We start from the raw sequence: 9,578 nt of genomic DNA, 5'->3' as shown, positions 1-9,578 counted from the left end.
CTGTCGCGAAGACCGCGCATCGCCGCCACTGGATCCCGGCCTGCGCCGGGATGACGAGCCATAGGTTTGCTGCGCAAAAAAGGGCCGCTGACGCGGCCCTTTTCTCCAAACCTATGAGTGTGATCAGGCCGTCGCCTTGGCCTTCTCGTCCGCGCGATCGACGCTGCGCGTGATCAGCCACTGCTGGGTCAGGCTGGTCAGACCGTTGACCACCCAGTACAGCACCAGGCCGGCCGGGAAGAACAGGAACATGAAGCCGAACACCACCGGCATCACCTTCATCATCTTCTGCTGCGCCGGGTCCATGCCCGCCGCCGCTGGGGTGAGCCACTGCGTGGCCAGCATCACCAGGATGTAGATCACCGGCAGCACGAAGAACGGATCGGGCGCGGAAAGGTCGTGCACCCAGCCGAAGAACGGCGCATGGCGCAGCTCCACGCTTTCCATCAGCACGCGATACAGACCGAAGAACACCGGCATGGTGATCAGGATCGGCAGGCAGCCCGACATCGGGTTGACCTTCTCCTTCTTGTACAGCTCCATCATGGCCTGCTGCATCTTCATCTTGTCGTCGCCGTAACGCTCCTTCAGAGCGTTGACGCGCGGCTGCAGCTTGCGCATGCGGGCGCCGGAGCGGAACTGCGCGGCCGTGAGCTTCCACAGCGCACCCTTCAGCAGCAGCACCAGCAGGATGATCGCCACGCCCCAGTTGCCGGCGATGGTGTGCAGCTGCGACAGGAGCCAGTGCAGCGGCTGCGCGACCACGGTCAGCCAACCGTAGTTGGTGGTGAGATCCAGACCCGGAGCGACCTGGTCAAGCGTGCCCTGCAGCTTCGGACCGATATACAGGCGCGATGCACTGGTGGCGCTCTGGCCCGGCGCCACGCTGATGGACGGACCCACCGCGCGGATCAGATAGACCGGCTGCGCCGTATCGCCATTGATCACGCTGGTGCTGTACGTGCTGGCGTCCTGCGCCTGCGGAATCCAGGCCACGAAGAAGTAATGCTGCAGCATCGATGCCCAGCCGCCGGTGATGGCGTGGTTCAACGGCTTCTTGGCGAAGTCCGCGAACGACAGCGTGGTCATCTTGTCGTCGGGGCTATACCAGGCGGCGCCATAGAAGCTGTGCGACGAAGGATCGGTGAAGTTCTGCAGCCAGCTCTTCTGCTGCGTCGGCGCCACGCGCTGCAGCTGCTCATAGGTATTGCCGGCCCATGCCGCGCTGCCGCCGTTCTCGATCTTCTGGTCGACGGTGACGACATAGCTGCCGCGCTTGAGCGCGAAGGTCTTGGTGACCTTGAGGCCGGCGGCGTTCTGCCAGGTCAGGTCGACTTTGAGATCGTCCTGACCCTGGGTGAGGGTGTAGCTGGTCTGCGCGGCCGAGAACACGGCGCGATGATCGGGCGCGTCGCCCTGGTTGCTGACGATGCCGCTCTGCGCGACAAAGTACTGCGAGCGGTCGTCATCGAGCAGGCGCGCCGGCGCCGGATCGGGATCCTTGCGGGTACGCGGCACCGACGGGTAGGTCAGCAGCTCCGAACGGACCACGCTGCCGCCACGGGTATCGATGGTCAGGCGCAGCACGTCGGTGCTCACCGTGATCAGCTGGGCGGACGCCTCGCTGACCGTGCCGGGTACCGCAGCAGCCGGAGCCGTGGATGCACTGGCGCCCGGCACGCTGCTGTCGGTGCTGCTGGTGGCAGCGGCGGCAGCGGGCGGTTGCGGGCCGTAATCCTTCTCCCAGGCCTGGAACAAGAGATAGGCGACAGCCAGCAGGGCAAAGATGAGGAACGTACGCGTTTGATTCATCGCGGAGCAGATCCGGTGCATCCGCGACACGCGTGTCGCGGAAAGGAATGGAGAAGGTCAACGCACGATTGTGCCGGTCGGGCCGTCCGGCTTCAATGTGGCCTCGACCTTGGCGGAACGCAGTTTCTTCCACAGCTGCTGCAATTCGGCGAGCAGCTCCGGACCGGGCAGGCCACACGCCTGCTCGCGTGCCATCACCATGAGGTCGACGGAGGGAAGCTCAAGACGGGCGCGCCGGAAAGATTCGCGTATCAGGCGCTTGATGCGGTTGCGATCGACCGCACGCTTGGACACGCGTTTGGATATGGCCAGGCCCAGCCGCGGGTGGCCGAGGTCATTGACCCGATAGCGCACAGAAAAACAGCGGCCGCCGAAGCGGCCGCTGGTATGTCGCAAAGCTGCAAAATCACCGGCGCTACGTAACCGCGCTTCACGCGGCAGGCCGGCGGCACGCATGCTGGCGAGCCGCTTACGGGATCAGGCGCTTGCGACCCTTCGCGCGACGTGCGTTCAGGATCTTGCGGCCATCGGCCGTTGCCATACGAGCACGGAAGCCGTGGGTGCGGGCACGCTTGAGCTTGCTGGGCTGGAAGGTCCGCTTGGACATGGCTTCCTCCGGTTAAGTTGGTAAAAAGGTTGGAAATTATGAAGAGGAAGTTGGGCGCTTGTCAAATAGGGGTATGTTCGGGGTTGACAAAAGGCTGTTTACTTCCTGTGGATATCCATGTGGATATCCCGCCATGAAGGAGCTCTCGTGCTGCTAGAATCGCCGGTCCACCCCGCGCGAAAGCGCTCCTTCCAGTGGTTGAATACTTCCCATGAGTGACCTGTGGCGGCGCTGTCTCGAGCGCCTCGAGGGCGAATTGAACGCCGAAGACCTGCACACCTGGCTGATGCCATTGCAGGCGCGCGACGACACCCATGGCTTGCAGCTGTTTGCGCCGAACCCCTACACGCTCGATACGGTGCGCGAGCGCTATCTGGCGCGCATTGAAACGGTGATCAGCCAGCTGACCGGGCACGATCTCACGGTACGCCTGGAAGTGGGCTCCAACTCCCCGCGCGCTACGGCGAGCGGCAAGGTGGCCGCTCCCGCGCCGGCCAAGGTCGCCCCCACGGTGATCGAAGCACCGGCGCCAACCTTCAACCACAACCTGGATCCGCACTACACCTTCGAAACCTTCGTCGAAGGCAAGTCGAACCAGCTGGGCAAGGCCGCCGCCATGCAGGTGGCCATGAACCCGGGCCGCGCCTACAACCCGTTGCTGCTGTACGGCGGCACCGGCCTAGGTAAAACGCACTTGATGCACGCCTCCGGCAACCTGATGCGCGAACGCAACCCTGATTTCAAGGTGCTGTACCTGCGCTCGGAGCAGTTTGTCGGTTCGATGATCGAAGCGCTGCGCACCAAGAGCATGGACGAGTTCAAGCGTCGCTTCCGTTCGGTCGACGCGCTGCTGATCGACGATATCCAGTTCTTCGCCGGCAAGGACACCACGCAGGAAGAGTTTTTCCACACCTTCAACGCGTTGTTCGAATCCAAGCAGCAGATCATCCTGACCTGCGACCGCTATCCGAAAGAGGTGGACAAGCTCGAGCCGCGGCTGAAGTCGCGCCTGGGCTGGGGCCTGTCGGTGGCGATCGAGCCGCCGGACTTCGAGACGCGCGCGGCGATCCTGCTGTCCAAGGCGCAGGACAAGGGCGTGGCGGTGAGCGAGAACGTCGCGATGCTGCTGGCCAAGCGCATCCGCTCCAATGTGCGCGACCTGGAAGGTGCGCTCAACACGCTGGCAGCGCGCGCCAACTTCTACGGCAAGCCGATCACCATCGATTTTGCGGAAGAAACCCTGCGCGACCTGCTCGCCACCCACGCGCAAGCGGTGACGGTGCCGAACATCCAGAAGATCGTGGCCGACTACTACCAGGTGCGCTTGCAGGATCTGTTGTCCAAGCGACGCGTGCGTTCGCTGGCTCGTCCGCGCCAGATCGCCATGGCCTTGTCCAAGGAGCTCACCGAGCACAGCCTGCCGGAGATCGGCGAGGCGTTCGGTGGCCGCGACCATACGACGGTGCTGCATGCCTGCCGCACGATCAAGAAGCATTGCGAGACCGACACACGCATGCGGCAGGATTGGGAACAGCTGATCCGTATCCTCACCGGCTGAGCGAGCAGGGCGGCTGTGCACTGAACGCTTGAAAAGTACTGTGGCAAGCTGTGGATAATAGGTGGATGGATTGGACCGAAAAGTTATCCACATTTGGCCCACAATCATCAGGCCTCTGGGAACACAGTGTCAAAGTTCGGCAAAGTATTGATTGTTAAGGATAATTTCTCAGTTTTGAGTTATCCACGGCCCCTACTACCACTACAGAACTTCTTTTAAAAACAGAAAAGCAGGATTGGGGAAGCGCATACATGCAATTCAGCATTCAACGAGAAGCTCTGCTCAAGCCGTTGCAGCAGGTCGTCGGCGTGGTCGAACGCCGCCAAACGCTGCCGGTTCTAGCCAACCTGCTGGTGAAAGTCGCCGACGGTAAAGTGTCGCTGACGGGTACGGATCTGGAAGTGGAGATGATCGCCACTACGACCGCTGACAAGCTGGTCGACGGTGAGATCACCATTCCAGCGCGCAAGCTGTTCGACATCGTGCGTGCATTGCCTGATGGCGCGCAGATCGAGCTGAAGCTCAATGGCGATCGCGTCGCCATGAATGCTGGACGCAGCCGTTTCACGCTCGCCACGCTGCCAGCCACCGAATTCCCGACCATCGATGAAATAGAGCTGGTTGAGCGAGTAGCGCTGCCGGAAGAAGTGCTGCGCGATCTCATGGAACGCACCGCGTTCGCCATGGCCAACCAGGACGTGCGCTACTACTTGAACGGCATGCTGCTGGATCTGCAGGAGCACACGCTGCGCTGCGTAGCCACCGACGGCCATCGCCTCGCGCTCAAGGAAACCAAGCTGGAAAGCAAGGTTTCCACGCGTCGCCAGATCATCATTCCCCGCAAGGGCGTGAACGAGTTGGTCGGTTTGTTCGAAACCGGCGACGGCCAGGTTGAGCTGGAATTCGGCCGCAACCACCTGCGCGTTCGTCGTGGCGATGTGGTGTTCACCTCCAAGCTCATCGACGGTCGTTTTCCGGACTACGAGGCAGTCATTCCGCTCGGTGCCGACAAGCACGCGACGCTCGATCGCGAAGTGCTGCGCGGGGCGCTCCAGCGTGCGGCGATTCTTTCCAACGAGAAGTACCGCGGCGTGAAGCTGGAACTGTCGCCGGGCAAGCTGCGCATCGTGGCTCACAACCCGGAGCAGGAAGAGGCCGTGGAAGAGCTGGAAGCCGATACGCCAGTCTCCGATCTGGCCGTGGGCTTCAACGTGGGCTATTTGCTCGATGCCTTGGCTGCCTTGCGCGGTGAGCGTGCTCGCCTGAGCCTGCGTGACGCGCAGTCGAGCTGCCTGGTGCAGGAAGACGATAGCGACCAGGCTCGCCACGTGATCATGCCGCTGCGACTCTGATGTCGATTTACCGTTTGCCTGATCACGGCAAGCTAGTCACGAACGCCGGGGCCGTCGAAAGACGCTCCGGCGTTCTTGCTTGGGAAGTTTGCTGATATGTGGCTGGAGAGCCTGCGCATTCGCGGTTTGCGTTGCCTCGCGGACGTCGTCATCCCCCTGGAACCCGGTGTGACCGTCTTTGCTGGGGCCAATGGCGCCGGCAAGACGAGCATTTTGGAGGCAGCGTTCCTGCTGTCGCACGCCCGGTCGTTCCGATCCGGCGCAAAAGACGCCTTGCTCCAACGCGGTGCAGAGTCCTTGTCCGTGTTCACCGAGCTTCGGCACGCCGATGGTCGAGGGCGTCGCCTGGGTTTGGGCCGACAAGGCGTTCGCTGGGAAGCGCGGATGGACGGTGAGGTGGTCAGCCTCAGCGAGTTGGTAGGGGAGTGCGCCGTAGTTTGTTTCGAACCGGGCTCGCATGCCTTGATCGCTGGCGGGGCCGAAGAACGCCGCCGCTATCTCGATTGGGGTGTGTTCCACGTGGAACACGAGTTCATGTTGGCCTGGCGACGTTACCAACGCGCTCTCAAGCAGCGCAATGCACTGTTGAGGGCTTCCAGCCCTGCGCCCGAGACACTGTTTTTGCCATGGGAGGCTGAATTGGACGCCACAGCGGCCGTTATCGATCGCCTTAGAGAACTGTATTTGGCGGCACTGCGCCCCCATATCGAAGGGGCGATGGCTGGCTTGCTGCCCGAGTTGGGCCGGGTGGAGATGAAATATCGGCGGGGCTGGTCCGAAGAAGCCTCGTTGGGCGAGTTGCTCGCCAGCCAGCGCGGCAGGGACCTGGCTCGGGGCCACACGACCATGGGTTCACATCGCGCGGACTGGTCGATCGTCTTTGAGCACGCCCCCCAGCGGGAGCATCTGTCTCGAGGGCAAGAGAAGCTGACGGCACTGGGTTGCTCTCTCGCCCAGGCCGCCCTCTATGCGGAGCGTCGGGGCGAGTGGCCGGTTGTCTGTCTGGATGATTTGGCCTCGGAACTCGATAGAGCCCATCAGGCGGCCGYGGTGGACCAACTGCGGTCGGTAGGCGCCCAGGTACTGGTCACGGGAACGGAGGTTCCTGAAGCCCTCCAGCAAGGTCCCACGCAAGTGTTCCACGTGGAACAGGGTCGTCTCGGCCCCCTGCTATAATCACCGATTGTGTCCCAGCCCGGCCTCTAGGCGCCGTCCGGGCGGGAGAAGGCGCCCAGGAAACGGTCGACGAATGAACGCATCCTACGATTCGAGCAACATCAAAGTTTTGAAAGGTCTGGAAGCGGTGCGCAAGCGCCCCGGTATGTACATCGGCGATACCGATGACGGCACCGGCCTGCACCACATGGTGTTCGAAGTCGTCGACAACTCGATCGACGAAGCCCTTGCTGGCTACTGCGACCATGTGACCGTCACGATCCTCGATGATGGCTCGGTCAGCGTTACCGACAACGGCCGCGGCATTCCGGTCGATACCCATCCGGAAGAGGGCCGGTCCACCGCGGAAGTGGTGATGACCGTGCTTCACGCGGGCGGCAAGTTCGACGCCAATTCCTACAAGGTTTCCGGCGGCCTGCACGGTGTGGGCGTGTCCGTGGTGAACGCGCTCAGCTCGCACCTGTGGCTGACCATCTACCGCGAAGGCAAGGAATATCAGCAGGAATACGCCCACGGCGAGCCGCTGTACCCGATCAAGCCGGTCGGCGAATCCACCAAGCGCGGCACCACCGTGCGCTTCCTGCCCAGCACCGGCACGTTTACCAACGTCGAGTTCCACTACGACATCCTGGCCAAACGCCTGCGCGAGCTGGCCTTCCTCAATTCAGGCGTCACCATCGACCTGAAGGATGAGCGCGGGGAGGGGCGTAGCGACCGCTTTGCCTACGAAGGCGGCATCCGCTCCTTCGTGCAGCACCTGGCCCAGCTCAAGACTGCATTGCATCCCAACGTGATCAGCCTGAGCGCGCAGCAGGACGGCATCTCGGTCGAGCTGGCGATGCAGTGGACCGATGCGTACCAGGAAACGATGTATTGCTTCACCAACAACATCCCGCAGCGCGACGGCGGCACCCACCTCACGGGCTTCCGTGCGGCACTGACGCGTTCGTTGCAGAGCTACATCGAAAAGGAAGGTCTGGCCAAGAACGCCAAGGTCACGCTCTCAGGCGATGACATGCGCGAAGGCATGATCGCCGTGCTTTCGGTGAAGGTGCCCGATCCGAAGTTCTCCTCGCAGACCAAGGACAAGCTGGTTTCCTCCGAGGTGAAGACCGCGGTGGAGCAGGCCGTCAACGAAAAGCTGGGCGAATTCCTGCTGGAGCACCCGAGCGAAGCCAAAGCCATTGCCTCCAAGGTGGTCGACGCCGCCCGCGCTCGCGAGGCAGCCCGCAAGGCGCGCGAGATGACCCGCCGCAAGGGCGCGCTGGATATCGCCGGCCTGCCGGGCAAGCTGGCGGACTGTCAGGAAAAGGATCCGGCGCTGTGCGAACTGTTCCTGGTCGAGGGTGATTCCGCAGGCGGTTCGGCCAAGCAGGGCCGCAATCGCAAGACCCAGGCCGTGCTGCCGTTGAAGGGCAAGATCCTCAACGTGGAAAAGGCCCGCTTCGACAAGATGCTGGCCTCCGCCGAAGTCGGCACGCTGATCACCGCGCTGGGCACGGGCATCGGCAAGGAGGAGTACAACCCGGACAAGCTGCGCTACCACCGCATCGTCATCATGACCGACGCGGACGTGGACGGCTCGCACATCCGTACTCTGTTGCTTACGTTCTTCTACCGTCAGATGCCCGAGCTGATCGAGCGCGGCCACATCTACATCGGCCTGCCGCCGCTCTACAAGATCAAGCAGGGCAAGCAGGAGCTCTACCTCAAGGACGATGCCGCGCTCAACGCTTACCTGGTTTCCAGCGCTCTCGACGGCGCCGAATTCCAGTACTCGGGCGTCGCGCCGGCGATCTCCGGCGAAGCGCTCGAGAAGTTGCTGCGCGACTACCAGGCCGCACTCGACCAGATTCAACGACTGGGCCACCGCTTCGACGCCACGGTGCTTACCGCGATGCTCGAGCACACGCCGATCGAAGCGGCCCTGTGGAGCGACGCGGCGGCGATGCAGGGCTGGCTGGCCGGCGTGCAATTGCGCCTGGCCGCGAGCGGGCTGGGCAAGCCGCGTTACCGCCTGGCGTTGCGTCCGGCCGTCGACGAGCAGCCCGCGGCGATCGAAGTAGTGCGCGACCAGCACGGCCTCTCGCATACCTGGTTGCTGCAGCAGCCGTTTTTCAGTGGCGCGGAATTCCGCCCGATCCTGCAGGCCAGCCAGCAACTCGCCGGCCTGGTGCAGGCGGACGCGGTGGTGCGCCGGGGCAATGGTTCGCGCGGCGTGCTGAGCTTTGCCGACGCGCGCCACTGGCTGCTGGAAGAGGGCAAGAAGGGCCGCATGATCCAGCGCTTCAAGGGCCTGGGTGAAATGAATCCGGAGCAGCTGTGGGAAACCACGGTGAACCCGGAAACCCGCCGCATGCTGCAGGTGGGCATCGAGGACGCGTTTGCGGCCGACCAGATGTTCTCCATGCTGATGGGCGAGGCGGTGGAACCGCGTCGCGACTTCATCGAAGCCAATGCACTGAAGGTCGCCAACCTCGACGTGTGACGACCGGGCCGCGCGGATGCGAGCACCACTCGCTTCCGCGCGGCCTTCTTTTTGCCTGCGTGTATTAACGCATTAGCACGTTAACTAAAGTCCGGAAAAGGGCTGCCGATAGCGTGTTTCCAGGCCGAAAAGTCACGGATGGCATGGTGCTGGGGCATGAAAATCAGGTCCCGTCGCTGGCGTATGGCCCAACTTATTGATTTTTAACATTCTTTGTTGCCGCGGTGCGACTTGTTATCTGCCGCCGAGTCAGGTTACGCTCAGCGATCCCCCGCGTCCTAGGCGCGTGAAACCTACATTGAGGACTGCCATGAAGCGTGTTCCCCTGATCAAGATGCTCGCTGGTTCGGCGCTGGCCCTGGCCGTGGTGAGCACCCCGGTCATCGCGAGCGACAGCTCTTCCAAGGACAAGAAGGAAGCGCTGTACCCCAACGCCACGCGCAAGGAACCGAAGCTGGACCTGACCAGCGAGAAAGACCAGAAGGCGATCAACGAAGGTCTCGACGCGGTCAACAACCAGGACAAGGACAAGGCGATCCAGATCCTTCAGCCGATCGCCGACGGCAGCAAGAGCAAGTATGCGCA

The 9,578-nt window shown here is 62.7% G+C and carries 7 protein-coding genes and 1 pseudogene; 5 read left to right on the top strand and 3 right to left on the bottom strand.

All coding sequences use genetic code 11. The features are described from left to right. Positions 1 to 123: 123 nt before the first annotated feature. From yidC to rpmH, 3 genes are read right to left on the bottom strand one after another with little or no spacing between them, the layout of a single operon-like run. Positions 124 to 1,812 carry a membrane protein insertase YidC gene (gene yidC, locus AC1DMG_RS16670; RefSeq protein ID WP_441601819.1) on the bottom strand — a complete coding sequence of 563 codons (1,689 nt, stop codon included), beginning with the start codon at positions 1,810 to 1,812 and terminating at the stop codon, positions 124 to 126. A gap of 57 nt (positions 1,813 to 1,869) precedes the next feature. Then, positions 1,870 to 2,268 carry a ribonuclease P protein component gene (gene rnpA / locus AC1DMG_RS16665; RefSeq protein WP_441601818.1) on the bottom strand — a complete coding sequence of 133 codons (399 nt, stop codon included), beginning with the start codon at positions 2,266 to 2,268 and terminating at the stop codon, positions 1,870 to 1,872. Between the two features lie 13 nt (positions 2,269 to 2,281). After that, on the bottom strand, positions 2,282 to 2,419 hold the full coding sequence (rpmH, locus tag AC1DMG_RS16660) for a 50S ribosomal protein L34 (RefSeq protein ID WP_019464789.1): 138 nt from the start codon (positions 2,417 to 2,419) through the stop codon (positions 2,282 to 2,284). 211 nt (positions 2,420 to 2,630) lie between these two features. On the opposite strand from rpmH, the gene dnaA reads away from it, so the two are divergent. From dnaA to AC1DMG_RS16635, 5 genes and pseudogenes are all read left to right on the top strand, one after another. Further along, positions 2,631 to 3,977, top strand: a complete 1,347-nt coding sequence (gene dnaA / locus AC1DMG_RS16655; RefSeq protein WP_441601817.1) for a chromosomal replication initiator protein DnaA — start codon at positions 2,631 to 2,633, stop codon at positions 3,975 to 3,977. A 251-nt stretch (positions 3,978 to 4,228) separates the two neighbouring features. Beyond that, positions 4,229 to 5,329, top strand: a complete 1,101-nt coding sequence (gene dnaN, locus AC1DMG_RS16650; RefSeq protein WP_441601816.1) for a DNA polymerase III subunit beta — start codon at positions 4,229 to 4,231, stop codon at positions 5,327 to 5,329. Positions 5,330 to 5,425: 96 nt separating this feature from the next. Further along, a complete protein-coding gene (gene recF, locus AC1DMG_RS16645) occupies positions 5,426 to 6,505 on the top strand; it encodes a DNA replication/repair protein RecF (RefSeq protein WP_477180787.1) in 1,080 nt (359 codons plus the stop codon). Between the two features lie 73 nt (positions 6,506 to 6,578). Further along, on the top strand, positions 6,579 to 8,993 hold the full coding sequence (gene gyrB, locus AC1DMG_RS16640; protein WP_441601814.1) for a DNA topoisomerase (ATP-hydrolyzing) subunit B: 2,415 nt from the start codon (positions 6,579 to 6,581) through the stop codon (positions 8,991 to 8,993). Positions 8,994 to 9,303: 310 nt separating this feature from the next. Continuing rightward, a pseudogene (locus AC1DMG_RS16635) lies at positions 9,304 to 9,578 on the top strand (tetratricopeptide repeat protein); the annotation flags it as partial.

Source organism: Dyella sp. 01N36 (genome assembly GCF_056399745.1).
Note: the sequence above shows the minus strand (reverse complement) of the source record. Positions and strands in the feature narration are given on the sequence as shown.